This window comes from Myxococcus guangdongensis, from assembly GCF_024198255.1.
GTDB lineage: Bacteria > Myxococcota > Myxococcia > Myxococcales > Myxococcaceae > Myxococcus > Myxococcus guangdongensis.
Genome location: NZ_JAJVKW010000010.1, coordinates 339,286 through 363,880, shown reverse-complemented (window position 1 = coordinate 363,880; position 24,595 = coordinate 339,286). Strand labels below are relative to the sequence as shown.

The 24,595-nt window shown below is 71.3% G+C and carries 18 protein-coding genes; 9 read left to right on the top strand and 9 right to left on the bottom strand.

Annotated features, from left to right (window positions below):
- Window positions 1-145: 145 nt before the first annotated feature.
- Complete coding sequence (locus LXT21_RS29145) at window positions 146-922, bottom strand: FKBP-type peptidyl-prolyl cis-trans isomerase (protein WP_254041467.1); 777 nt, start codon at window positions 920-922, stop codon at window positions 146-148.
- Between the two features lie 210 nt (window positions 923-1,132).
- Window positions 1,133-2,023, bottom strand: coding sequence for a heme-dependent oxidative N-demethylase family protein (locus LXT21_RS29140; protein ID WP_254041541.1), 891 nt, complete (start codon window positions 2,021-2,023; stop codon window positions 1,133-1,135).
- A 248-nt stretch (window positions 2,024-2,271) separates the two neighbouring features.
- Between LXT21_RS29140 and LXT21_RS29135 the strand changes: the two genes are divergently transcribed.
- On the top strand, window positions 2,272-3,783 hold the full coding sequence (locus LXT21_RS29135) for a parallel beta-helix domain-containing protein (RefSeq protein WP_254041466.1): 1,512 nt from the start codon (window positions 2,272-2,274) through the stop codon (window positions 3,781-3,783).
- A 28-nt stretch (window positions 3,784-3,811) separates the two neighbouring features.
- Entirely contained in the window at window positions 3,812-5,071 is a 1,260-nt protein-coding gene (locus LXT21_RS29130) for an SO2930 family diheme c-type cytochrome (RefSeq protein WP_254041465.1), read from the top strand.
- A gap of 84 nt (window positions 5,072-5,155) precedes the next feature.
- Here LXT21_RS29130 and LXT21_RS29125 read toward each other — a convergent pair whose 3' ends face one another.
- The gene (locus LXT21_RS29125; RefSeq protein ID WP_254041464.1) at window positions 5,156-5,629 is read right to left on the bottom strand and encodes a MarR family winged helix-turn-helix transcriptional regulator; all 474 of its coding nucleotides are present in this window, start codon (window positions 5,627-5,629) and stop codon (window positions 5,156-5,158) included.
- Between the two features lie 162 nt (window positions 5,630-5,791).
- On the opposite strand from LXT21_RS29125, the gene LXT21_RS29120 reads away from it, so the two are divergent.
- The 5 genes from LXT21_RS29120 (at window position 5,792) to LXT21_RS29100 (ending at window position 10,510) form a co-directional block, all read left to right on the top strand.
- Window positions 5,792-6,838: an ABC transporter substrate-binding protein gene (locus tag LXT21_RS29120; protein ID WP_254041463.1), complete on the top strand. Its 1,047-nt coding sequence runs from the start codon at window positions 5,792-5,794 to the stop codon at window positions 6,836-6,838.
- Window positions 6,835-8,499, top strand: coding sequence for an ABC transporter permease (locus LXT21_RS29115; RefSeq protein ID WP_254041462.1), 1,665 nt, complete (start codon window positions 6,835-6,837; stop codon window positions 8,497-8,499). The genes LXT21_RS29120 and LXT21_RS29115 overlap by 4 nt, the downstream gene beginning before the upstream one ends.
- Window positions 8,499-9,533 (top strand): ABC transporter ATP-binding protein, encoded by a 1,035-nt coding sequence (locus tag LXT21_RS29110; RefSeq protein ID WP_254041461.1) that lies wholly within the window; start codon window positions 8,499-8,501, stop codon window positions 9,531-9,533. The genes LXT21_RS29115 and LXT21_RS29110 overlap by 1 nt, the downstream gene beginning before the upstream one ends.
- Window positions 9,534-9,631: 98 nt before the next feature.
- Complete coding sequence (locus LXT21_RS29105) at window positions 9,632-10,045, top strand: hypothetical protein (protein WP_254041460.1); 414 nt, start codon at window positions 9,632-9,634, stop codon at window positions 10,043-10,045.
- Window positions 10,046-10,090: 45 nt separating this feature from the next.
- The gene (locus LXT21_RS29100) at window positions 10,091-10,510 is read left to right on the top strand and encodes a VOC family protein (protein ID WP_254041459.1); all 420 of its coding nucleotides are present in this window, start codon (window positions 10,091-10,093) and stop codon (window positions 10,508-10,510) included.
- A 21-nt stretch (window positions 10,511-10,531) separates the two neighbouring features.
- Here the strand turns inward: LXT21_RS29100 and LXT21_RS29095 are convergent, their stop codons facing one another.
- Both LXT21_RS29095 and LXT21_RS29090 read right to left on the bottom strand, forming a co-directional pair.
- Window positions 10,532-11,848: a metal-dependent hydrolase family protein gene (locus LXT21_RS29095; protein ID WP_254041458.1), complete on the bottom strand. Its 1,317-nt coding sequence runs from the start codon at window positions 11,846-11,848 to the stop codon at window positions 10,532-10,534.
- Between the two features lie 66 nt (window positions 11,849-11,914).
- Entirely contained in the window at window positions 11,915-13,333 is a 1,419-nt protein-coding gene (locus LXT21_RS29090; protein ID WP_254041457.1) for an MATE family efflux transporter, read from the bottom strand.
- Between the two features lie 288 nt (window positions 13,334-13,621).
- Between LXT21_RS29090 and LXT21_RS29085 the strand changes: the two genes are divergently transcribed.
- Window positions 13,622-14,683: a gamma carbonic anhydrase family protein gene (locus LXT21_RS29085; protein WP_254041456.1), complete on the top strand. Its 1,062-nt coding sequence runs from the start codon at window positions 13,622-13,624 to the stop codon at window positions 14,681-14,683.
- Window positions 14,684-14,844: 161 nt separating this feature from the next.
- On the top strand, window positions 14,845-20,550 hold the full coding sequence (locus tag LXT21_RS29080) for an AAA family ATPase (RefSeq protein ID WP_256572064.1): 5,706 nt from the start codon (window positions 14,845-14,847) through the stop codon (window positions 20,548-20,550).
- Here the strand turns inward: LXT21_RS29080 and LXT21_RS29075 are convergent.
- From LXT21_RS29075 to LXT21_RS29060, 4 genes are all read right to left on the bottom strand, one after another.
- Window positions 20,517-20,930, bottom strand: a complete 414-nt coding sequence (locus LXT21_RS29075) for a hypothetical protein (RefSeq protein WP_254041454.1) — start codon at window positions 20,928-20,930, stop codon at window positions 20,517-20,519. The two genes, LXT21_RS29080 and LXT21_RS29075, sit on opposite strands and share 34 nt — an antisense overlap.
- Before the next feature lie 102 nt (window positions 20,931-21,032).
- Window positions 21,033-23,240, bottom strand: coding sequence for a M4 family metallopeptidase (locus tag LXT21_RS29070; protein WP_254041453.1), 2,208 nt, complete (start codon window positions 23,238-23,240; stop codon window positions 21,033-21,035).
- Window positions 23,241-23,544: 304 nt separating this feature from the next.
- A complete protein-coding gene (locus LXT21_RS29065) occupies window positions 23,545-23,943 on the bottom strand; it encodes an STAS/SEC14 domain-containing protein (RefSeq protein ID WP_254041452.1) in 399 nt (132 codons plus the stop codon).
- A 102-nt stretch (window positions 23,944-24,045) separates the two neighbouring features.
- A complete protein-coding gene (locus tag LXT21_RS29060) occupies window positions 24,046-24,567 on the bottom strand; it encodes a CinA family protein (protein WP_254041451.1) in 522 nt (173 codons plus the stop codon).
- Between the last annotated feature and the right edge of the window lie 28 nt (window positions 24,568-24,595).

The following is a 24,595-nucleotide window of genomic DNA, read 5'->3' as shown; positions in this document are numbered from 1 at the left end:
CCCGCGAGAATCCTCCGACTCCAGGCCCCCGCGCCAAGGTTCTTTCCACCGGGCCCCCCCGCGCGAAAAACGAAGAGGGCCGGCAGGGAAAGCTCCCCCACCAGCCCTCCGAGTGCTCACGCTCCATCAGGTGGAGCGCGCGGAGCTACTTCTTCTGCTCGGCCGACGGAGGCGTCGCGGGAGCGCCCGGCGCGCCAGCGGGAGCCTCGGGCTGCTTGACGATCTCCAGCAGCTCCACCTCGAACACCAGGGCCGAACCGCCCGGGATGTTCGGGGGCGCGCCGCGGTCGCCGTAGGCGATGTCGGACGGGCACACCAGCTTGGCCTTGCCGCCGACCTTCATCTTCTGCACGCCCTCCGTCCAGCACTTGATGACGCCCTGGAGCGGGAACTGCGTGGGCTCGCCGCGCTTGTAGGAGCTGTCGAACTCGGTGCCGTTGGGCAGCGTGCCCTTGTAGTGCACCTTCACGATGTCCGTGGCCTTCGGGGACTCACCGGTGCCGGGGGTGATGTCCTTGAACACCAGGCCGGACTCCGTCTTGGTGGCGCCGGACTCCTTGGCGGCCTCGTCCAGGAACTTCTTGGAGTTCTCCTTCTCCTTCTCCGCCTTGGCGGTGGTGCGCGCGCGCGCCAGCTCCTGGAGCTTCGGCCCGTACGTCTCCAGCTCCACCGCGGGCTTGTCGCCCTTCACCTGGGCGTTGAGGCCCGCCTTGACGTACTCCAGCTCCTCCGGAGTCATGTCGAACACGCTGATGCTCTTGCCGATGGACAGACCGAGCGCGTACAGCGTCTTCTGGTCCTCGGTCTGCGGGTTGGCCGCCGCGCCCGCCGTCGCCGTGGCGGTGGCGCTTCCGTCCTTCGCACCCTGCGGCTGGCACGCCGTCAGGCTCAGCATCATCGCAACCAGACACATCTTCCGCATGTGTTTGCCCTTCCTTCGCTTGTGGCCGCGGCGGCGAAAGCGCGCCGCCAATCTCTCGTTCCGGAGGGGCGACTTACTACAGAAACGCTCCCTCTTCCTCTTGGCGCCGCACCGTGACGCCCATCCGCCGCCGTCGTTTCATCCGGGTAGGATATTTCTCCACCCACCATCCGAGGCCCTACGAGCGCGAAGGGACTCCGGGCGCGAGCGTCAACAAGCCTCCGGGCGGGTCAGGTACGCCAGGAGCGGCTCGCGCAGGGGGCCCAGGCGCTTGTAGCCGCTCAGGTCCTCCGGGACGGTGCCGAGCACGCGGGCCAGCCTCCGACGGCGCTCGGGCGTGGGCACCTCGCCGGCCACCGGGGCCACGTAGGTGTGGAGGGTGAAGAGGATGGCGCCGGTCTCCGGGAGGCGGCTCAAGGTCTGCCGCTCCAGGCGCAGGAAGCAGCGCTCCCCGGCGTTGTCGGGCGTGAGGCCCTCGAAGAGGTGGCGCCACTCGGAGAAGTAGCGCGGCTCCATGCACAGCCTGTCGGTGACGGTGACGGCCCAGTTGCAGCGGGTGACGGGGCGGCCCGGCTTGAGGCCCTCCAGCAGCTTCAGCGTGCCGCGCCCCATCTGCTCGGCGAAGCCCGGCACCGGCGCGTGCACCGCGAGCAGGGACTTGCCCAGCTTCTCGCCCAGGCTCCAGCCGGAGGGGAAGCACAGCTGTCCGGCGATGAGCGGGTAGCCCTCGCGCGTGCCGTCCAGCACCAGCAGGTCCTCCTGCACCTGTCGGCCCACCCAATCCAGCGGCGCCCACGGCAGGTCGTCCCCCTGCCCCGGCGTGAAGGTGGCCGACGCGTCCGTGAGCCGGTTGTGCCAATGCCAGCGCCCATCCTCCCCGGCCCGCAGCGTGAACGACTCCGGCGTCTCCTCCGCCATGCGCGACAGCAACAGCCGCAACACCTCCCATTGCTGGGGCTCGGTGCCCGGCTGGGCCTGGAAGCGCGCGGACGGGTCCTCTCGTAGCAGTGAGGCTTTCAACGCCAGCTCAGCACGATAATGCGCTGCGTCTATCTCGATGAGTGTTTCACCGGGACGCAAGGCGCGCACTCCAAGTGCCATGGCATAGGCGTCCTGCTCGAAGGGGAAGTAGGGCAGCACGTGGACGGAGCTCCAGGCCCGAGAAAAATACAGCCAGCCATTCCTTGCACATCGCAGCGCGTCACGAAACCCAGGCGCGAAGGAATTCCTCACCTCACCCTTGAGGTCGGGCGCCGCCGGGATGAGGATTCGCGCCATCCCTTGGCCCCGCCCCGCTCCGCTCCCCGTCGAGACACGAGGGGGCATGGCCAAATCCTGGAGGAAGCCTGATGAACCGTCTGTCACGTGCCGTGCTCGTCGCCGCGCTGAGTCTGCTGGCCCTTCCCGCCTGCTCGGACGACGACGAGGACCGTCAGTTCGCGAACCCCAACCCGAGCCCGGGGCAGCCCGCGACGGACGCTGGCACGCCTGACTCCGGCACGCCGGACTCCGGCTCAGGCAACGTGTGGCCGGCCGAGTTCTCGTGTACCGACGCGCAGCGCAAGACGCTGACCTTCAATCCGGGTCAGGAGCAGGACCTGCAGAACGCCGTCAATGACTTGCAGCCGTGCACCACGGTGCAGCTGGGCGCGGGCACGTTCAAGTTCGACAACGCGGTGACCATCCGCCAGGACGGCATCACCATCGTCGGCGCGGGTCGGGGCGCGCAGGGCGAGGGCACCGGCGGCGCCGCCAGCACCGTGCTGGACTTCACCAACGCGGCCGCCAACACCAACGGCCTGGACGTGGTGGGCAAGCTGTTCACGGTGAAGGACGTGGCGCTGTGGAACGCGAAGAAGGACGCGCTGCGGGTGGAGAACTCGTCCAACGTGTTCATCCAGCGCATCCGCACCGAGTGGGCGGTGGAGAACGACGAGAACAACGGCAAGTACGGCATCTACCCGGTGAAGTCGCGCTACGTGCTCATCGAGGACTGCGAGGCGTACAACGCCGCGGACGCGGGCATCTACGTGGGCCAGACGCGCTACACCATCGTCCGGCGCAACATCGCGAAGAAGAACGTGGCGGGCATCGAAATCGAGAACACGCGCTTCGCCTACGTGGAGGGCAACACGGCCATCGACAACACCACGGGCCTGGTGGTGTTCGATTTGCCGGGCAACCCCATCAAGGGCACCGACATCCTCATCACCAAGAACACCATCACCGGCAACAACCGGCCCAACTTCGCGTCGGTGACGGCCAGCAGCAGCACGGTGTCGCAGGTGCCGGCGGGCACGGGCACGTTCATCCTGGCGTCGCGCCGGGTGGAGTTCGTGGGCAACACGTGGGGTGACAACGGCTCCGTGGACATCGCGGTGCTCAGCGGTCTGGCCATCGAGCCCAACCCCCTGCTGTGGTCGGCGGGCTTCTTCAACTTCAACACCGGCGACGTGTCCATCCACGACAACACGTTCCTGGGTGGCAGCGGCGCGAACGTGGACAACGGCCAGCCGGACCTGCAGCGCCGCCCGCTGGGCGCGCTGATGTTCAACCTGTACGCGTACGGCAAGGCGGTGCACGGCGTGGAGCGCGTGGAGCACGTGCTGTGGGACGGCATCGACCCGGCGCCGCGCGAGGAGGGCCGCGAGCCCAACGCGCTGAACCTGTGCTTCTACAACAACACGGTGCCGGCCACGACGAAGCAGGCGGTGGTGGACCTGGACCTGCAGTCGGTGCAGACGTACCTGACGGCGCAGCCGGCCAACGCCCCGGCGGCGTGGGCCGCGACGGCGCGCTACGACCAGGGCGCCGAGCCGTTCAACTGCCGCGGCTTCGCGCCCGCGCTGGCGCTCCCCTGAAGTGAGCGGACCGAGGACACCCGTCGCCATGCGCGCGCCGTACACGAAACACCTGGGCCTCGCCGCGGTGCTGCTCGCCGCGGCGGTGGCCGCCTGCTCCGGTGACGAGGACCCACCGGGCAACGTGCCCACGCCGGACGCGGGCAATCCCTCGCAAGAGGATGCCGGCACGCCGGACGCGGGGGTGCCTGACGCGGGTCCTCCCGACGCCGGGCCCCCCGACGCGGGACCGCCGGACGCGGGGCCTCCCGACGCCGGCACGCCCGACGCCGGGCCTCCGGGCACGGTGGTCATCCCGAACAAGCTGTCGGACCTGAAGCTCTTCACGGGCACCCCGGCGACGGGGGACTTCCAGCCCGTGGCGGGCAACCTCCCGTACGAGCTGACCACGCCGCTGTTCTCCGACTACTCGCTGAAGTCCCGCACGCTGTATGTGCCGGACGGCAAGAAGGCGCTGTATTCGCAGAACGACGTGCTGGACTTGCCGGTGGGGACCATCATCACCAAGACGTTCGCGTACCCGGCGGACTTCCGGGAGCCGGACAAGAACGTGCGCCCGCTGGAGACGCGCATCCTGGTGCGTCAGCCGAGCGGCTGGGAGGCGTATCCCTACGTCTGGAATGACGCGCTCACGGAGGCGGACAAGGCCGTGGGTGGCAAGGTGTTCAAGAACTTCGAGTTCATCGACGCCGAGGGCGTGAAGAAGACGTTCGACTACCTGGTGCCCCAGCGCAACCAGTGCCAGAAGTGCCACCACGAGGTGGACGCGCAGGACAACCAGTACCTGGTGCCCATCGGCGTCAAGGCGCGCTACCTGAACCGGGAGCACGTCTACGACGGTCAGCCGGTCAACCAGCTCCAGCACCTGGCGGCGCTGGGGAAGCTGGGCGGGCTGCCGGCCACGGGCGTGCCTCGCGCGCCGAACGCGTTCGACGCCACGGAGGCCACGGTGGCCGAGCGGGCGCGCACGTACCTGGACATCAACTGCGCGCATTGCCACAACCCGAAGGCGCAGCCGGGCATCACCAGCCGGCTGTTCCTGGACATCAAGACGACGGACGAGTTCAGCCTGGGCTACTGCAAGCGCCCGGGCTCCGCGGGCAGCGGCGTGGGCGGTGAGTTCGACATCGTCCCCGGAGACCACTCGACGTCCATCCTCTGGTACCGGATGAACACCGAGGAGTCGGGGAAGATGATGCCGGAGATTGGCCGCGCCCTGCGCCACGACGTGGGCTCGCAGCTCATCGCGGATTGGATTGACGCCATGCCGCCGCAGTCCTGCAAGTAGCGGCACGACATCGTCCTGAGTGTTGGTGAGGCCCTTCGCCGATGCCCCTCGAGGCGCGGCGGAGGGCCTTCGCCTTTCAGCGCCTCAACGAGGCTGGCGCACCCGGCGGCGGCGCACCGCGTCCTCGCCGCCCAGCGACACGAGCATGCCCGCGAGCAGCGTCCGGGCCTCCTCCACCGGGCCCGCGCCGTGCTGGCGCTCGAAGCGCTTCTGGAGCGCGGAGCGCAGCGCCCGGGACTTCTCCACCGACGCGAGCCCTCGCGCCGACAGGGCCACCTGACGCACGCGCGCGTCCCCGGCCTCCGTCTTCTCCACGTAGCCCAGCGACTCCAGCTCCGCGACGGACTTGGACGCCGCCTGCTGCGTCACGCCCAACAGCTTCGCCAGCTCGCTGATGGTGCGCGCGCCCCCCAACAGGTGCTGGAAGACATAGCCATGCGAATGACGCAGGCCGGTGAAGCCCGCGGCGTGGAGCTCCTCCAGCACCTGGTCGTTCATCCGCTGCCCCACGAAGAGGGCCAGGTACCCCAGGTCCAGCGAGTCGAGGCGCACGTCCACGTCTTCCATCCGGCGTGACATGCGGCACTGTGTCGCATTCACATCCAAGGTTGTGCAATGCGGGTCCTCCGGGGACCTGGCCCTGTCTTCGTGGACCCATGGGTCCTTTCGTGACATCGCCCCCCAGGACTTTCGGCGTTCGTGTCGCATAATCGCAGACCCATGTCCCTTCCCCACCTCGCCCGGGCCGTGGGCCTGTCCGCCGCGCTGGCGGTGCTCGCCGCGTGCCGCATCGAGTCCGCCGCGCCCGCCTCCGGCGCCACCGCCACGCACGCGGGCGCTCCGTCGGGGGAGGTCTGGGTCTACACGTCCATGTATCAGCACGTGCTGGACGCGATGGAGCCGCTCCTGAAGAAGAAGCTCCCGGGCGTCACGGTGCGCTGGTACCAGGCCGGCAGCGAGAAGGTGGCCAGCCGACTGGAGGCCGAGCGCTCCGCGGGCGCCGTGCGCGCGGACATCCTCTCCGCGTCGGACCCGTTCCTCGTCGAGCGGCTCGCGCGCGAGGGGGCCTTCCTGCCGTATGCGTCCGTGCACGTGCTGCGCGCCCCACGCGCGTTGGTGGACCTGGATGCGCGCTACGCCGCCATCCGCGTGTCCACCATGGTGCTGGTGCATCGCGAGGGCTCGCCGCCTGCGCCCACCTCGTTCGCGGCGCTGGTGGATGGGAGCTGGAAGGGGCGCGTGGCCATCGGCGACCCGCTCACGTCGGGCACCGCCTTCACGTGGGCGGTGTTCTGTCATTCCAAGTACGGCGAGGCGTACTTCACCGGCCTGCGCGCGCAGGGCGCGCTCGTGGCCGGAGGCAACGCGGCGGTGCTCCAGAAGGTCGAGAGCGGCGAGGCCGACGCGGGCGTGCTGCTGCTGGAGAACGCGCTGACGGCCCAGGCACGCGGCAGCAAGCTCCACGTCGTCTGGCCCACCGACGGCGCCGTCACCATCCCCGGCCCCGTGGCCATCCTCGCCGGAACGCCCAACCCCGTGGCCGCTCGCGCCGTGGTGGATGTGCTGCTGTCCCCCGAGGGCCAGCGCCTCATCGTCGAGAAGGGAGACATGCACGCGGTGGACCCCCGGCTGCGGGGCCCTCGCGAGGAGCCGGGCGTGGACGCGCTGCTGCGACGCACGCAGCCGTGGACGCCGCCCCTCCTGGAGCAGGGGCTCACGCGGGGGAGCGCCATCAAGGAAGCCTTCAGCCGGGCGTTCGCGCGATGAGGTTTTCCTCGCGGTGGCTGGGGCTCGTCGCGTGGCTGGTGCCGCTGCTCGCCTTCGCGGTGGGCCCGGTGGTGGCGCTGCTCGCGCGCGGGCTCGGCGCGGAGTCGGGCGACTCGGGGATGGGCGGCCTGGGCGCGGAGACCGGCGCGCTGTTCAACACGCTGGCCATCTCGGCAGGCGCGGCGTTGCTCGCGCTGGTGCTGGGCACGCCGCTGTCGCTGCTGCTGTTCCGCACGGACCTGCCGCTGCGCGGCGCCTTCACCGTGCTCTTCACCCTGCCCTCCGCCATCCCCGCCTTCATCTGGGGCATGGGCTGGTTGTCATTGGCCAGCCCCCGCGCGGGCTATCTCAATCGCATGCTGGGACAGGGCACGCTCGACATCCACGGCCCGGTGGGCATCGCCTTCGTCGAAGGGGTGTCCGGCCTCCCGCTGGTGCTGCTCGCGGGCGCCGCGGCGCTCAGGCGCGTGGACCCCGCGCTGGAGGAGGCCGCGCGCGTGTGCGGCGCCTCGCCCCTGCGCGCGGTGTTGACGACGACGGCGCCGCTGGTGCTGCCGTCGCTGCTGTCCGGCGCGGTGATGGTGTTCCTCATGGCCGCGTCGTCGTTCGGCGTGCCGTACCTGCTGGGCGTGTCCGCGACGCCGCCCACCCGCGTGCTCACCACGCGCATCTATGAACTGGTGCTGCTGGGCGACGAGGGCCTGGGGCGCGCCAGCACGCTCGCGCTCGTGTTGCTCCTGCTCACGCCGCTGTCGCTGCTCGCCACGTGGGCGCTCGGGCGCTCGGGGCGCGTGCGGCTGAGCTCGGGGAAGGGGTTGTCCCCACGTCCCCTGTCCCTGGGCCGCGCGCGGGGGCTCTGCGCCGGGGGCGTGGCGGGGGCCTGCGCGCTGCTGGTGCTGCTGCCCCTGGGCGCCATCCTCCTCACCTCGCTGCAGCGGGGCTTCGGGGCGCGGCTCGCGTGGGAGGAGTTGACGCTGTCGCACTGGTCCGGCGTGCTGTTCGAGCCGCGCACGCTGCGCGCCACGGGCTTGAGCCTGCTGCTCGCGACGGGCGCGGGCGCGCTGGTGTGTGGCCTGGGGCTCGCGGCGGCGCTGCTCCAGCGGGCCTTGCGTCGCCTGGGAGCGGGCGTGGAGGCGCTCGCCGTCTGGCCCTACGCGGTGCCCGGCACGGTGCTGGCGTTGGCGCTGCTCGTCGCCTTCTCGCGCGACTGGCGCTTCATCCTCGTGGACCGCGTGGCCTTCGTGCTGGCGCTGGCGCACACGCCGTGGCTGCTGCTCGTCGCGTACGCGGGGAAGTACCTGGCGCTGGGCACCCGCAACGCGTCGGAGGCGCTCGCGCAGCTGGACCCCTCGCTGACGGAGGCGGCGCGCGTGTCGGGCGCGGGCTTGCTGCGCGCGTTCCTCGACGTGCCGCTGCCGCTGCTGCGGCCCGCGTTGACGGTGGCCTTCATCCTGACCTTCCTGGCGTGCGCGACGGAGATCACCATGTCCGTGCTGCTGGTGCCCGCGGGCTCGGAGGTGTTGGGCAAGCTGCTGTTCGACTTGCAGAGCTACGCGGACCCGGCGGCGGCGGCGGTGCTCGCGTGCGCCTTCGTGGCGCTGGTGGTGTCGGGACACGCGGTGCTCGCGCTGGTGTCGCGGCGCGCGACGGAGACGCGGTGATGGCGGCGATTGCGTTGCAGTCCGTGTTCAAGTCCTACGGCGCCACGCCCGTGGTGCGAGGCCTGAGCCTGGACGTCCACGAGGGCGAGCTGGTGTCGCTGCTGGGTCCCTCCGGCTGCGGGAAGACGACGACGCTGCGCATGCTCGCGGGCCTGGAGCATCCGGACTCGGGCGTCATCCGCATCGGCGAGGAGACGGTGGCCGGCCCCGGCGTGCGCGTGCCGCCCGAGCGGCGCGGGCTGGGCATGGTGTTCCAGGGCTATGCCGTCTGGCCCCACCGCTCCGTCGAGGAGAACGTGGCCTATCCGCTGGCGCTGCGCCGCGTGCCGAAAGCGGAGCTCGCCCCCCGCGTGCGCGAGGCGTTGAGACAGGTCCGCCTGGAGCACCTGGCCACGCGCAGGCCCCATGAGCTGTCGGGCGGACAGCTGCAGCGCGTGGCGCTCGCGCGCGCCCTGGTGGCGAGCCCCCGCGTGCTGCTGCTCGACGAGCCCCTCTCCAACCTGGACGCGGCGCTGCGCGAGCAGATGCGCGCGGAGATCGCCACCCTGCGCGCGCGGCTGGGCACCACGCTCGTCTTCGTCACGCATGACCAGGCAGAGGCGCTCGCGCTGTCGGACCGCATCGCGGTGATGAACCAGGGCGTGCTCGAACAGGTGGACACGCCGCAGACGCTCTATCGCGAGCCCGCCACCCCGTTCGTCGCGGGCTTCGTCGGCGGCGCCAACGTGCTCACGGGCGAGGTGCGCGAGGGCCACTTCCACCCCACCCCCGGAGGCACGGTGTTCGCGCTGCCGCCCGAGACTCCCGCCCCCCCGGGCCCCACCACGCTGGTGGTCCGCCCCGAGGACGTGGAGCTCGGCGAGCACGGCACGCCCCTGCCCCTGTCCGCGCGCCTGTTCCTCGGCCACGCCGCCGAGTACCGCTTCCCCGTCGGCAGCACCCTCCTGCGCGCGGTGGCCCCTCCACTCGAGGTGCGCGCGGGCCAGACACTCCACGTCCGCCTGCGCAAGGTCCGCCTCTTCGCCCCACGGTGAGACGTGGGCGTCGAAGTGCCTGGATGTTCCCGGACTCATTGCCCGGGGCGAACCGCTCCGGGGAGACTCTCCGCGTCACCCCGGCTCCTGGAGTCTCCGTGTTTCGCCCCATCGCCCTGCTCGCGCTCCTCGTGTCGTGCCTCGGACTCACCGCCTGCTTCGAGGACGATGTCTGCACCGAGCTCTCCACCTGTGGAAGCTGCGCCAGCGAGTACGTCGCCAGCGCCTGCAAGTGGTGTCCGTCCGACCGCACGTGCTCCGCGTATGGCGAGCGCAGCGCCTGTGACTCCTCGGAGCTGAAGGACGACGTGGACGCGTGCGGCGGCACGTCGGGCGCGTGCAACACCCCGTACTCGGGCCCCTCCGCGGACGCGCAGTCCTCCGCCTTCTGCCAGGCCGCGTACCACTACGGCTGCCAGGGCCAGACGTCACGGCGCGATGACAACTGCCGGGTGTATGCCCAGTTCGAGACGGACAACCCGGGCCTCGCGACCTGCCCCTACTGCCCCTGAGCGATTCGGCGCGCGCGCGGGCCCAGGCCGGGTTAAAGCCGGCGCATGAGCGACTCGAACCCGAGCATCCTCTCCCACGTCTCCCTCGGCACGAACGACTTCGCGAAGGCCGTGGCCTTCTACGACGCCGTGCTGGGCACCCTCGGCTGCAAGCGGGTGCTCGACTTCCCCAACGCCGTGGCCTACGGCAAGCAGTTCCCCGAGTTCTGGGTGCAGTCCCCCCTCGACGGGCAGCGCGCCAACGTCGGCAATGGCACGCACTTCGGCTTCATCGCCTCATCGAAGGAGGCCGTGCAGGCCTTCCACCGGGCCGCGCTCGCGGCGGGCGCCACCGACGACGGCGCCCCCGGTCCCCGCCCGCTGTACGGCGCGCCCTACTACGGCTGCTTCGTGAAGGACCCGGACGGCCACAAGATTGAAGCGTCCTTCTGGGACGAGTCCGCGGGCGGCGCGCACGGCGCCTGACGTGGTGACAAGGCCCCCGCTTCAGCGCGGGGCCGACGAGGCCGCGGTGTCATCGCGGTGGATGACCCCCTCCTTCATCACGAAGAACACGGCCTGCGTCTTCCGGATGTCCTCGAGCGGATTGCCCGGCACCGCCACCACGTCCGCGAGCTTGCCGGGCTCCAGCGCGCCCAGCGTGGCGGACACGCCCAGCAGCTCCGCGGCGTGCACCGTCGCCGCGCGCAGGGACTCGGCCGGCGACATGCCCGCCTGCACCAGCAGCGCGAACTCGCCCGCGTTCCGCCCGTGCGCATAGACCCCCGCGTCCGTGCCGAAGGCGATGCGCACCCCGCGCGAGATGGCCTTGCGCAGCACCTGCTCGCGCGACACCTCCACCGTGCGCACCTTGCGCACGTTCTCCTCGGGGAGGCCCCCCTTGTCCGCCAGCGCCTTCACGCCCTGGAAGGCCATGGCGGTGGGCACGAACCAGGTGCCCTTCTTCTTCATCAGCTCCAACGCCTCGTCATCCAGCATCGAGCCGTGCTCGATGGAGTCCACGCCCGCGCGGATGGCCCGCTTCGCCCCCTCCGCGCCGTGGGCATGGGCGGCCACCTTGCGCCCGCGCGCATGCGCCTCGTCGACAACCGCGTCCAGCTCCGCCTGCGTCAGCTGCGGCGAGCCCACGTCCGCGTTGAGGCTCAGCACCCCGCCCGTGGCGCACACCTTGATGAGGTCCGCGCCGTACTTCACCGCCTCGCGCACCTTCACGCGCAGCGCCTCCGGCCCGTCCGCCACGCCCGCGCCCGTCTCGTCCGCCAGCGCGCCCTTGCGCCAGGAGTTGCCACCATCACAGTGGCCACCCGTCGTCCCCAGGCCCGCCGTGGCCGTCAGCACGCGCGGCCCCACCACCGTGCCCCGGCGGATGGAGTTGCGCAGGCCCACGTCGATGAAGTCCGCCGCGCCCAGGTTGCGCACCGTGGTGAAGCCCGCCATCAGCGTCACCTTCGCGCGCGGCAGCGCCTCCAGCGTCTGCTCCGGCACCGTGCGCTGCAGGGAGTCGATGACGTCCTGGCGCCAGTCCTCCCCCGCCTCGCCCGTCAGGTGCGTGTGCGCGTCCATGAAGCCCGGCAGCAGCGTCGCGTCCCCCAGCTCCACCACGCGCGCGCCCTCGGGCGTCTTCGCCGCCGCGCCCACCGCCGACACCTTGCCGTCGACCACCACCACCACGCCCGGCGTGACGAGCTTGCCCGTCCTCGCGTCGAACAGACGCGCGGCCTTGAGCACGTAGGACTTCGGGGGCGGTGCGGCGGAAGCAGACAATCCGGACAACAGACAGGCCACGAGGAGCGCGCGTCGCATGGGCCCATTGCCCTCCGCGCACCCCACCCGAGTCAAGCGCCGCGCGGTGACATCACGGCGTGACGCCTACACCTGGCGCAGCTTCCAGTGCCCCCGCCGGAAGAGGATGGCGGCGAGGACGGCCAGCACGGAGAAGGCCACCGTGAGGGAGAGGAACACGCCCGAGGGCCCCATCTTCAAGGGCCCCGACAGCGCCCACGCCAGGGGCAGCTCCAGTATCCAGAAGCAGAACACGTTGATGAGCGTGGGCGTCATCGTGTCCCCCGCGCCGTTGAACGACTGCGTCAGCACCATGCCGAAGGCATAGAACAGGAAGCCCCCGCTGATGATGCGCAGCGCGTGCGAGCCATGGTCCACCACCACCGGGTCCATGGAGAAGCCGCTCACCAGCGGCCGGGCGAAGGCGACGAACAACACGCCCAACGAGCCCAGGAACACGGCGTTGATGCGCCCCGCCGTCCACACCGCGTGCTCGCCGCGCTCCGGCTGACGCGCGCCCAGGCTCTGTCCCACCATCGTCGCCGCCGCGTTGGCCAGCCCCCACGAGGGCAGCAGCGCGAAGAGCACGATGCGCATCGCGATGGTGTAGCCCGCCACCGCCTGGCTGCCGAAGGAGGAGACGATGCGCGCCAGCACCACCCAGCTCGTGGTGTTCACCAGCGACTGCGCCGTGCCCGCGCCGGACAGCCGCAGCATGGAGAGCATGGTGCCCAACTCCAGACGCACGTGCTCCCAGCGCACGTGCAGCCGTCCGCCGCCCCGGGCCAACCGGTAGATTTGATACACCACGCCGCAGCCTCGGCCGATGGTCGTGGCCACCGCCGCGCCCATCACGCCCAGCTCCGGGAAGGGGCCCACGCCGAAGATGAGCAACGGCGCCAGGACGATGTTGATGGCGTTGGCCAGCCACAGCACCCGCATGGCGATGGCCGCGTCCCCCGCGCCCCGGAAGATGGCGTTGATGAGGAACAGCAGCAGCACCGTGCCCATGCCGCCGAGCATCACCTGCGTGTAGCGCACGCCGTGCTCGAGCACCCAGGGCGCGCCGCCCATCAGCTCCAGCAGGGAGCGGGAGAACACCACGCCGCCCACCGCCAGGGGGATGGCCAGGAACACACCCAGGCCCATCGCCTGCACCGCCGTGCGCGCGGCCTGCTCCGGGTTCTTCTCACCAATGCGCCGCGACACCAGCGCGGTGGCGCCGATGCTCAGGCCCGCGGCCGCCGCGTAGATGATGGTGAGCAGCGACTCCGTCAGCCCCACCGTGGCCACCGCATCCGCGCCCAGCCGCCCGACGAAGAAGACGTCCACCACCGCGAAGATGGACTCCATCACCATCTCCAGCACCATGGGGACCGCGAGCAGGAAGATGGCGCGCTTCACGGGCAGCCCCGTGAGGTCCTTCTGCGTGCCGTGCATGGCCTCCTTCAGCGACGCCCAGAAGCCCTCTTCCGGCGCGGCTTCCCGCACCTCCACCTGCGACATGTGTGCTGCCTCCTGGACCGCCCCCGCGACCTGCGGCCCTTCTGGCAGGAAGGGGCGACGGCGTCCAGGGACGCCAAGGTGCGCGACCGGCTGACCCGCACAGCGCCATGGGAGCGGCGGACGGGCGAGCACGGCCTTGTCCTCTCCGCCCGGGGGAGCGTGGGTGGACGTCACGAACCCTGGACCGTGGGCGGGGTTCCGCGCTGTTGGGCGTTTCACCTCCGACACCACCCCTGCGCCGCCGGGCGGTCCTTCATCGCCAAGGCGAGGTGTAGCTTGCGCCCACTCATGATGACGAGCTTCTCGCGTACGCCGTTCCCGTCAGAACCCAGCCCGGGCACCGCGCACTTCCGTCTGGCCAGCAGTGCGCGCGTGCTGGGGCGCGTGCACCTGGGACCCGGAGTCCACCTCGCACAAGGCGCGGTGGTCTGCTCTCCGGAGGGCGCGGTTCAACTCGGTGCGGGCTCCGTCCTGCGGGAGAACACCACCGTCGTCGGCACCGCGCGTCATCCCGTGGTGGTGGGAGAGAAGACGACGTTGGGCCCGCGCAGCATGGTGCTCGGCGCGTCGGTGGGCCACCTGTGCGACGTGGGCGCGGGGGCCATCCTCCAACCGGACGCCCGACTGGGCGACCGCTGCCTCGTGGCCGACGGGGCGCTGGTGCCCTCCGGCATGTGGGTGCCCTCGGATTCCGTCGTCGTCGGCCGACCCGCGCGCGTCGTGCGGCGCGTGGACACCGGAGACCTCGAGCGGCTGCGCGCCACGCGCGGCGGCTCGCTCACCCTTCCCCAACAGCCCCTCACCCCTTTCTTCGCCCGAGACCGCGCCGAGGATGCACCCATGGGACAGCTCTATTCCCTCCGAGACAAGCACCCGCTCGTCCACCCCACCGCCACCCTGTTCTCCTCCGCCGAAGTGACGGGCGACGTGCTCATCGGCCCCGGCGCCATCATCGGCGCCGGCGTGCGCATCATCGGCGAGTCCCACGCGCCGCTGCGCATCGGCGCGGGCGTGCGCATCCACGCCAACACGGTGGTGCAGCTGCAACCGGGTGGCACGCTGGTGGTGGAGGACGGGGCCATCATCGGACCGGGCTGCCTGGTGCACGGCTGCTTCGTGGGCGCGAGCACCGTCGTGGAGGCGGGCGCCATCCTCTGCGACCGCAGCCGGCTGGGGCGCGGCTGCCTGGTCGGCGCCGGCAGCATGGTGCGCCCCGGCTCGCTCTTCCCGGACGCGGCCCAGGTGGATGGCTTCCCCGCGGTGCAGACGGGCTTCCTGTCCACGCTGCCGGCGACGCCGCCCTGGGCGCTCAAGCCGGAGGACCTGCCGGAGCTGCGCCGCGTGAGCTGAGGCTGCTCGCAGACCGGGCACCCCGCGAGGCCCCACCCCGCCGCCCGTCGCCTGTGGGCGACTTCGTCCAAATCCTGAAGGAGACGGGCCCGCCCGCGCCTGGAAGCGTCCAAGCGCCTGGGGGCCGGACGGAGGAGCTCGCCTCGCGGCGGGGACGGACGATGTGGCAGGCGCCGGGGACCGAAGGCCTACAGGAAATCCACCGAGGACGCCGGTACGTCGTGTTCCGCACCTGGGCACACGATGGCCGGCCCCTCGTCATCAAGCAGGTCCGCCAGGGGCCGCTCGCCGCTGGCAGCGCGCCCATGCTGCGCCACGAGCACGCGCTGCTCACCGAGCTGCGCGACGCCGTGCCCGACCTCGCGCGGGCCGTCTGGCTGGAGGACGCGCCCTCGCACCCGCCCGCGCTGGTGCTGGAGGACGCGGGGCCGCACACCCTCCAGGCGTGGCTGCGCCGCAAGCCCGTGGACCTGGAGCGCTTCATGGAGCTGGCCCTCCAGCTCACCGGCATCCTCACCCGCCTGCACGAGCAGCACGTCATCCACCGCGACCTCAACCCCACCAACCTGGTGATGAGCGCCAGCGGCACGCACCTGACGCTCATCGACTTCGACCTGGCCACGCGCGTCTCGGGCATCGCCCCCACGCGTGATTTGCCCGGCGAGCTCCAGTGGGCCCTGCCGTACGTCGCCCCCGAGCAGACGGGGCGGATGAACCGGCCCATCGACCACCGCGCGGACCTGTACTCGCTGGGCGCCACCTTCTACGAGCTGCTCACGGGGCTGCCACCCTTCACCTCCCCGGACCCGGTGGAGCTGGTGCACGCGCACCTGGCCCGCGCGCCCGTGCCGCCCGCCTTCGTCAACCCCGCGGTGCCGCGCATCGTCTCGGACATCGTCCTCAAGCTGCTCGCGAAGATGCCGGAGGAGCGCTACCAGGGCGCCGACTCGCTCCTGTCGGACCTGCTCGAGGCCGGGCGGCGCCAGCACGACGGGGACTTCACGCTGGGGCGGCTGGACCTGGCCCACCAGCTGTCGCTCCCGGAGCGGCTGTACGGCCGCGAGCCGGAGCAGGAGGAGCTGCGCGAGGCCCGCGAGCGCGTGCGCCGGGGTGGCAGCGAGCTGGTGCTGCTGTCGGGCGCGGCGGGCATCGGCAAGTCCGCGTTGGTGCACGAGCTGGCGCGCGACGCGCTCCCCGGAGACCGGCTGCTCACCGGCAAGTTCAACCAGCTGCAGGGCAACGTGCCCTATGCCGCCTTCGTCCAGGCGTTCCAGGGGCTGATGCGCGAGCTGTTGGAGGAGTCCCCCCCGTCGCGTGACTTCTGGCGGGAGCGGCTGTTGGGCGCGCTGGGGCCGCACGCGCGCGTCATCACCGACGTGGTGCCCGCGCTGGAGGTGCTGCTCGGGCCGCAGCCGCTGCCGCCGGCGCTGGGGCCGGTGGAGTCCGCCGCGCGCTTCCACCTGCTCTTCCAGTCCTTCGTGCAGTCGCTGGCCACGCCCCGGCACGCGCTGCTGCTGTTCCTGGATGACTTGCAGTGGGCGGACCCCGGCTCGCTCCAGCTGCTGGAGAGCCTGTGCACGGACCCGGGCTCGCGCCACGTGCTCTTCGTCGGCGCGTGGCGGCCGCAGGAGGTGGGCCCGGGACACCCGCTGTCGCGCCTGCTCGATGTGCTCGTGGAGCAGGACACGCTGCCCGTCCAGGACTTCGAGCTGGAGCCGCTGGACGTCGGCGCCACCACCGCGCTGTGCGCGGACACCTTCCAGCTGGAGCCCGCGCGGGTGGCGCCCCTGGCCCGGCTGCTCACGAGCAAGACGGCGGGCAACCCGCTCTTCCTCACGCGGCTGTTGCGCCTGCTGCACGCGTCCGGGCTCCTGCGCTTCGACTGGGAGCACGGCACGTGGACCTGGGAGCTGGAGCGACTGTCCCGCGTGGAGGTGACGGAGAACGTGGTGGAGCTGCTGCTCGCCGCCATCCGCCGCCTGCCGGAGCGCACCCAGCACGTGCTGGAGGTGGCCTCGTGCCTGGGGGACCAGGTGGAGCTGGGCCTGCTGTCATCGCTCGTCGACGAGAGCGAGCAGGACGCGGCCTCCGCGCTGTGGAGCCTCTTGCGAGAAGGGCTGCTCGTCCCCGAGAGCGAGCCCGCGCGCGCGGCGACGGACGGCGCGCGGCGCGAGGCCACCTACCGCTTCGCGCACGACCGCGTCCGGCAGGCGGCGTACTCGCTGCTCACCGAGGACCAACGCCAGACGCTGCACCTGGCCGTGGGGCGGAAGCTGTGGCACGGCGCGAAGGGCGACGCGCTGGAGGAGCGCCTCTTCGCGGTGGTGGACCACCTCCACCGGGGCCTCGGCAAGCTGAGCGACGGCGAGGAGCGCACGCAGCTGGCGGAGCTGTTCTTCCGCGCGGGCTTCAAGGCCAAGGGGGCCTCCGCCTTCGGCGCGGCGCTGGTGTACTTCACCCGGGGCCTGTCGCTGCTCCCCGCGGGCGGGGAGGCCCGGCGACAGGAGCGGCTCTTCCAGGTGCACCGGGAGGCCGCGGAGTGCGCGTACCTCTCCGGCAACGGGAAGCTGGCGGAGCAGCTGCTGTGCACCGCGCACGCGCACGCCGCGTCCGCGACCCAGAAGGCGGACCTGTACGTCCTCCAGGTGCTCGCGAACCTCATGACCGGGCGCTACGCGGAGGCGCTCGCCGCGGGCCGCGAGGGGCTGCGCTTGTTCGGCGTGGAGTTCCCCGAGCACGGCTACCAGGAGGCGCTCGCCGAGGGACAGGCGCGCGTGCGCCAGCACCTGGACGGGCGCCGGGTGGAGGCGCTGCTGGACGCGCCGATGATGACCGACAGCCGGCACCTGGCCTGCGTGCAGCTGTTGTCCGAGCTCGTCACGCCCGCCTTCTTCGTGGACCCGGACCTGTTCGCGTGGCTCAACACGCTGGCGCTGGCGCTCACGCTGGAACACGGCAACTCGCGCTGGGCCCCCGCCGTCCACGCCTCGCAGGGCATGCTGCTCGCGAGCCGGGGCGAGGTGGAAGAAGCCCAGGCCCATGGACACCTGGGCGTGGCGCTCGCGCGCAAGCTGGGCGACGCCAGGCAGGAGTGCCGGGCGCTCATCAGCCTCACGCTCAACGTCAATCACTGGCGCGCGCCCCTGCGCACCAGCCTGTCGCTGCTGCGCCGGGCGGTGACGACAGGGCTGGCCAGTGGTGATTTGCAGTTCACCAGCTACGCGCTCACCACCGTCGTCTCCACGGAGATGGCCATGGGCACCGAGCTGGTGCGCATCCTCGGCTCCATCGACACCGCCCTCTCCTACTCCCGACGCGTCAACGTGCGGGGCATGGTGGACGTGTCCATCCTCTACCGGCAGGCCATCCGCGCGCTCCAGGGCCGCACGCGCACGCCCGCGCGCCTGGACGACGACGACTTCGATGAGAGCGCGTACCTCGCGTCGGACCGGGCGGAGCAGACCAACCTCTACCTGCTCGCGATGATGAAGCTGCTCGTCGCCTACGTGATGGGCGACATCGACGAGGCGCTGCGGATGTCGCGCGAGGCCCTGCCCTACGTGCACTACACGCAGGGCTTCTTCCGCAACGTGGACTTCAACGTGCTCACGTCGCTGACGCTGCTGGCGCGAGCGTCCCGGGTGCCCGCGGAGAAGGCGTCCCTGCTGGTCGTCGTGGCCGACAACCAGCGGCGACTGGAGGCGTGGGCCCGGACGTGTCCGGAGAACTTCCGCCACAAGCACCAGCTGGTGGCGGCGGAGGTGGCGCGGCTGGAGGACCGGGCGCTGGAGGCGATGCGGCTGTACGACAGCGCCATCGACGGCGCGCACACCGAGGGCTTCCTCCAGGACGAGGCCCTGGCCCACGAGCTGGCGGGGCGGTTCCACCAGCAGCAGGGCCACCGGCGCCTGGTGCCGCTGTACCTGCGCGCGGCGCTGGACGGCTACATGCGCTGGGGCGCGCAGGCCAAGGTGACGCAGCTGGAGGAGGAGTTCCCGGAGCTGGCGACGCGGGTGGACCGGCCCTGGGTGGAGCTCGGCGCCACCGCGACGGGGCCCACGCCGCCGGGGGCCTCGCTGGACCTGCTCACCCTGCTCAAGGCCTCCGAGACGCTGGTGGGCGAGGTGGTGCTGGACCGGCTGCTCGAGAAGCTGATGGCGGTGTGCTTCGAGGCCGCGGGGGCCACGCGCGGCGCGCTCGTCCTGGACGAGGGCGGCAGCCCGCAGGTCTGCGCCGTGGGCGCCAGCTCCGAGCCCGTCAGCCTGGAGCGCACCCCGCTGGAGGCGAGCCACCAGGTGCCGGTGACGTTGGTGGAGCACGCCTTCGGCACCGGCGAGACGCTGGTGCTGGCCGACGCCGCGCACCAGGGCCGCTTCGTAGGGGACGCCTACGTGGTCCGCCGCGCGGTGAAGTCCGCGCTCGTCGTCCCCATCCAGCGCCATGGCAACACGGTGGGCGTGCTCTACCTGGAGAACGATTTGGCCACGCGCGCCTTCACCCCGGAGCGCGTGGGGGTGCTGCGCACGCTGTCGTCGCAGATCGCCATCTCGCTGGAGAACAGCCGCCTGTTCGAGCAGCTCCACGTGGAGGTGAAGGAGCGCCGCCGCGCGGAGCGGGCCGTGCGCTTCCTGGCGGACACGGGGCTGGCGCTGGCCGAGTCGCTGGACGTGGAGGTGATGCTGGGCAACGCCATGCGGCGGGTGGTGCCCTTCCTGGCGGACTGGTGCATCGTCACCGTCGTCGAGCGCGGCGAGCACCTGCGGGTGCTGTCGGCGGCGCACGTGGACGCGCGCAAGGAGGCGCGCCTGAAGCAGATGCTGGAGAAGTACCCGGTGGACTGGACGTCCCCGCCCGCCCTGGTCCACGCGCTGCGTACCGGCAAGCCCTTCCTGCGCACGGACGTCCCCGACTTCATCCTGCGCGAGCATGGCCACGGCCAGGAGTACATCGACCTGCTGCGCGACATCGGCTCACGCGCCGCCATGCACGTGCCGCTCATCGCCGGAGGCAAGACGCTGGGCGTGGCCACCTTCGTCTCCGGCGCGCCCGGCAGGCGCTACACGGAGGCGGACCTGGGGCTCGCCCAGGAGCTGTCGCGCCGCGTGGCCGTCTGCCTGGACAACGCCCGGCTGTACCGCGAGGCCCAGGACGCCGTGCGCCTGCGCGACGAGTTCCTCAGCGTGGCCTCCCACGAGCTGAACACGCCGCTCACCTCGCTGCGCCTCATGGTGCAGACGCTCTTGCGCCACACGCCGCCCGGGCTGCCGCCCCACGCCGTGCGCGCGCTGCGCACGCTGGACGCCCAGACGCTGAAGCTGGCCACGCTGGTGGAGGAGATGCTCGACATCTCCCGCCTCCAGGCCGGGCGGATGGACCTGCGCCTGTCTCGCGTGGACCTGGCGGACCTCATCCACCACGCGGCGGGCCAGCTCGCCGAGCCCCTGGAGCGCGCCGGCTGCGCGCTGGAGCTCCAGGTCGCGGGCCCGCTGTGGGGGCACTGGGATGGCTCGCGGCTGGGGCAGGTGCTGACGCACCTGGTGTCCAACGCCCTGAAGTTCGGCCCGGGCAAGCCCATCACCCTGCGCGCGTGGGAGGACGACGGGCGGGTGCGCGTGAGCGTGACGGACCGGGGCATCGGCATCGCGGAGGACCGGCTGGCCGACATCTTCGAGCGCTTCGAGCGCGCCGTCTCCGTGCGCGCCTACGGCGGCCTGGGCCTGGGGCTGCACCTGGTGCGCGAAATCCTCACCGCGCTCGGGGGCTCCATCCACGTGGAGAGCACCCCCGGCGAGGGCAGCACCTTCACCGTCGAGCTGCCCACCGGGCCCGAGGCTCAGAAGTCCTCGTACTCCATCGAGATGACATAGGGCTTCGTGGAGCTCACCCGGCCCGCGTCGTCCGTGTGCAGCTCGCAGCCCAGCATCTGGCTCACCGGCGCGTCGAAGCGGATGATGCGCAGCCGCTTCGCGACGGAGCCCTCCAACCGGACGGGGTAGCCCAGGGAGCGCGAGCGCTCCAGCGCGTCCTCCGGCAGCTCCCCTGCCTTCACCTCGCCGCAGAACCCCGCGATGCGCGCTTGCACCTGCCGCTCCCTGCGCGGCACCACGACGCTCGCGTTCAGCCAGGAGAAGAACAGAATCAACCCCGGCACGAACACGAACACCATCAGCAGCACGCCGCACCCGTACCAGCGCCACGATTTGCCGCCAGGGTTTGCCCGCGCCTTCGCCGCGCTGTCTGACGCCATCCGCGTCCTCCTTTGCGTCCCCCGGAAAAAAGCAACACCCGGGAGGCCCATGATGGCCCCCCGGGTGTCACCGTCCAACCCCGAACCTCGAAACTTCTGGAGCTAGTAGGAGCCCTTCAGCGTCACGCCCGTGAAGGCCGAGTAGGCGCGCACCATCACGTAGTACTTGCCGGCCGTGGTCTTCGTCAGCTGGCAGGACTCCGCGTTGCCACCCAGGTACGGGCGGCAGTCGTAGGTGCCGGAGGTCGTGCCGGGGGCCGAGCCGAAGCGGACGTACAGGTCCGCGTCACCCGTGCCGCCGCTGGTGGCGAACGTCACGCGGGTGTTGGCCGGCACGTCCATGGTGTAGTTCACGCTGGCGCTGGTCGCGGCGGACAGGCCCGTCACCGGCACGTTGTTCTGCAGCACGTTGCCCACGGTGGCGCTCGCCGTGCCCGTCAGCGTCACGTTGGAGTAGGCCGAGTACGCGTAGAGCAGGACGTGGTAGGTGCCCGCCGTCGGGTTGTTGATGGTGCACGTCTCCACGCTGTTGGTGCCCGTGGAGCTGCACACGTAGCTGGACGTGGTCGGCTGGGTGCCGCGGCCCACGTACAGGTCCAGGTCACCCGAGCCGCCGCCCGTGGTGGTGAACACCAGCTTGGTCATCCCCGCGGGGACCACCAGCGAGTAGTACTTCTCGTTGCCCAGCGTGCCGGAGATGCCCGTCACGGCCGTGCCGTTGGTCAGCGGGATGGAGACCGGCGGCGTCCACAGGCCGTTGACACCCACCGCCTCCCAGGCCGCCTTCACCGCGTCCTGGATGGCCTGGCTGTAGTTGAGGTCCGCCGCGGCCTGGATGGTCCACGTCTTCGCCTGGAGGAACGTGGTGCCCTCCGTGAAGATGTCCGTGTTGGCCTTGTACCAGATGCGCGCGGCCGTCTCGACGCCGATGGCCGGCACGGTGATGGTGGTGCGGCCGCGCGGGTGCGTGCCGCCCTTGGCGAGCAGCGCGAAGGCCAGGTTGGGGATGCCCGAGCTGTAGTGCACGTCGGTGCTGGACGTGTAGTCGCTGAGGTGGTCCAGCGACGCCCCATCCTTCTTCGGGTCATCCATGTAACGCAGGGCGTCGTTCTGCGTGTTCGGCGTCCACACCTGCTCGCCAATCATCCAGATGGCGGGCGTGGTGCTCCAGGTGCCGGACGCCCAGCTCTGGCAGATGGCGGCGAAGGTGTCCGACAGCGCCTCGTTCAGACCGCCGGACTGGCCGGAGTAGATGAGGTTGGACTCGCGCTCCGTCACCGCGTGCGTCAGCTCGTGCACGGTGACGTCCGGGTCCTTGCCCAGCTCGATGGAGTTCACGCCGTCGCCGTCGCCGTACACCATCTGGGTGCCGTTCCAGAAGGCGTTCACATAGCCGCTGTCGTAGTGGACGGTGCTGCGCAGCTCCGCGCCCGCGTTGTCGAACGAGTCGCGACCGAACAGCGTCTGATAGCAGTCGTACGTGTAACCCAGCTGCGTGTGGTTCTGGTCCACGTGCGCGTCGTTGGTGACCGCGCCCAGCTCGCTGCGGCGCAGGGTGCCCGGCAGCGAGAGGCCGTTGTTGGCCGTGTACACCGCGCGGTTGCGGGCGGTGTGGATGAGCGGGTGGCGCGCCACGACGCCCGTCTGGCCGAGCGCGTCGACATAGACGTTGTCCACCAGGGGGATGCCGGAGGGCTGGGTGCCCGTCACGCGCACGTGCCAGGCGAGGAACAGCGTGCCCGCGTCGTCACGCACGTAGACGAGCCGGGGCTCGCCCTCGGAGGCGATGCCAGTGCCGGCGGTGGCACGGGCCGCGGTGCGCGCCGCCACGGAGGCGTCCACGCGGGGGGTCGCGGGCAGGTCCACGCCGTCACGGGCGGAGCTGTTGGCCGCGTACACGTTGCCGTCGGGGCGCACGTGCAGCATCAGCTCACCCCCCACCACCTCCAGGCCGTTCTTCGTCTGGCGATAGCGCAGGTGCTGGTTGCCCTGGTTGTCCGTGCGCGCGCGCTGCAGGAACAAATCATCCGCGCGCAGGCGGAACACCGGCGCGATGTCCGTCAGCGCCGGAGCCGCCGCGAAGGCCGCCTGGCCCACGCCCAGCGCCGACAGCGTGCGCTCCACCTTGCCCAGCTCACCCACCAGCGTGTCCGGCACGCCATCCGTGTGCGCGCCGGCCACGCCCGCGCTCGGCAGCTTCTTGAGCGACTGCTGGATGTCCGCTCCCGCCTTCGCCTCGGGCGCCTTCGCCTCTCCCGGCGCGGGCTCCGTGGTGCCGCACGCGGTGAGCGCAACACCCAAACAAGCCACGCCAAACGTCTTCAAGACTCGATGAGCCAAACGCAAGACCTCCGGTAAAAGGCCATTTATTCGTGACACACCTGGAATCACGATTTCAAACGCAAAAGCCATTATTCATGTTTCGATATATTACCAACCCAAACACGTAAACGGGCTTTACGTGAGACTCCTCGCGCGACAAGAAATGGCCAACGCGCGGGTGGGACAATGGCTCGAAAGAGCGTGTCTGGCGGTAGAAGTCGAGCCCGCCTGAAAACACGTCTTTCGACGCCTGGAATTCAAACGGAGTTGAGAGACATTGACTTCGGGCGGCTCAAGGGCGGGGCTGGGGCGGCTCGGGCGCGTCCCCCTGGATGAGCCAGCGGCGCGCGGCGGACTCCTCCCAGAAGCGGCGCAGGATGCGGTCCGTGCGGCTGTTCTCCGCCACGCGGTTGAGCTGGAGCGCGACGATTTCGCTCTCCACCAGCTCCGCCACGCGCACCACGCCGGAGCGCAGGCCGTACTCCTGCACGCGGCGAATCATGTTGGCGGCCTCGGGTGAGGCGGGACGGAAGGCGCGCAGGTCCGCCAGGATTTTGATGTCCTGGCCGGCGAGTGAGTCGGTGGCCCGCTCCAGCTCCACCACGAAGGCCTCCATCTCCGGGACCCGGATGTAGCCCTCCAGGACGAAGCCCACGATGGCGTGCGCATTGTCGACGTCGATTCGGAACACCCGAGCTCCTTCGCCACCAGGACGCGCCGCGCGCGCCCCCACAGCGTAGGAGCCCGCTGGTGGAGAGCCCAGACACCCGGGAGTGCGGGGTGGATGTCCGGTTCAGGATTCGACGCTCAGCCGCTCCAGCAACAGCGCGAAGGCGCGCCGGGCCACCGCGTCGCGCACCTGGCCGCGGGCCCCGGCGAAGACATGGCGCTCCACCGTCACCTCACCGCCCCGCCGCATCACCGCGATGAAGGCCAGGCCCACGGGCTTGTTCGGCGTGCCCCCGCCAGGGCCCGCGATGCCCGTCTCCGCGATGGCCCAGTTCGCGCGCGAGTGCTCCAACGCCCCCTGCGCCAGGGCCTGGGCCGCCTGCGCGCTCACGGAGCCATGCGCCTGGAGCAGCTCGAGCGGGACGCCGAGCTGTTCGACCTTGGACTCGTAGGAGTACGGCACGAAGCCGCGCTCCACCACCGCCGAGGCCCCGGGCACCTCCGTCAGCCGCCCGCACAAGAGCCCGCCGGCGCACGCCTCCACCAGCACCAGCCGCACCCCCGCGCGCTGGCAGCGCTCCAGCACGCGCTCCTCCAGCGTCCGCTCCCCGCGCGCGTCGTCCTGCCCGTCGTTTCCCGGCGTCACCGCGCCATCCTCGCGCACCTCCCGCCGG

What these genes read in the sequence shown, in the direction of transcription:
- LXT21_RS29145 (WP_254041467.1), bottom strand. Translation starts at nt 922, where the DNA reads ATGCGGAAGATGTGTCTGGTTGCGATGATGCTGAGCCTGACGGCGTGC.
- LXT21_RS29140 (WP_254041541.1), bottom strand. Translation starts at nt 2,023, where the DNA reads ATGGCACTTGGAGTGCGCGCCTTGCGTCCCGGTGAAACACTCATCGAG.
- LXT21_RS29135 (WP_254041466.1), top strand. Translation starts at nt 2,272, where the DNA reads ATGAACCGTCTGTCACGTGCCGTGCTCGTCGCCGCGCTGAGTCTGCTG.
- LXT21_RS29130 (WP_254041465.1), top strand. Translation starts at nt 3,812, where the DNA reads ATGCGCGCGCCGTACACGAAACACCTGGGCCTCGCCGCGGTGCTGCTC.
- LXT21_RS29120 (WP_254041463.1), top strand. Translation starts at nt 5,792, where the DNA reads ATGTCCCTTCCCCACCTCGCCCGGGCCGTGGGCCTGTCCGCCGCGCTG.
- LXT21_RS29115 (WP_254041462.1), top strand. Translation starts at nt 6,835, where the DNA reads ATGAGGTTTTCCTCGCGGTGGCTGGGGCTCGTCGCGTGGCTGGTGCCG.
- LXT21_RS29110 (WP_254041461.1), top strand. Translation starts at nt 8,499, where the DNA reads ATGGCGGCGATTGCGTTGCAGTCCGTGTTCAAGTCCTACGGCGCCACG.
- LXT21_RS29100 (WP_254041459.1), top strand. Translation starts at nt 10,091, where the DNA reads ATGAGCGACTCGAACCCGAGCATCCTCTCCCACGTCTCCCTCGGCACG.
- LXT21_RS29095 (WP_254041458.1), bottom strand. Translation starts at nt 11,848, where the DNA reads ATGCGACGCGCGCTCCTCGTGGCCTGTCTGTTGTCCGGATTGTCTGCT.
- LXT21_RS29090 (WP_254041457.1), bottom strand. Translation starts at nt 13,333, where the DNA reads ATGTCGCAGGTGGAGGTGCGGGAAGCCGCGCCGGAAGAGGGCTTCTGG.
- LXT21_RS29085 (WP_254041456.1), top strand. Translation starts at nt 13,622, where the DNA reads ATGATGACGAGCTTCTCGCGTACGCCGTTCCCGTCAGAACCCAGCCCG.
- LXT21_RS29080 (WP_256572064.1), top strand. Translation starts at nt 14,845, where the DNA reads ATGTGGCAGGCGCCGGGGACCGAAGGCCTACAGGAAATCCACCGAGGA.
- LXT21_RS29075 (WP_254041454.1), bottom strand. Translation starts at nt 20,930, where the DNA reads ATGGCGTCAGACAGCGCGGCGAAGGCGCGGGCAAACCCTGGCGGCAAA.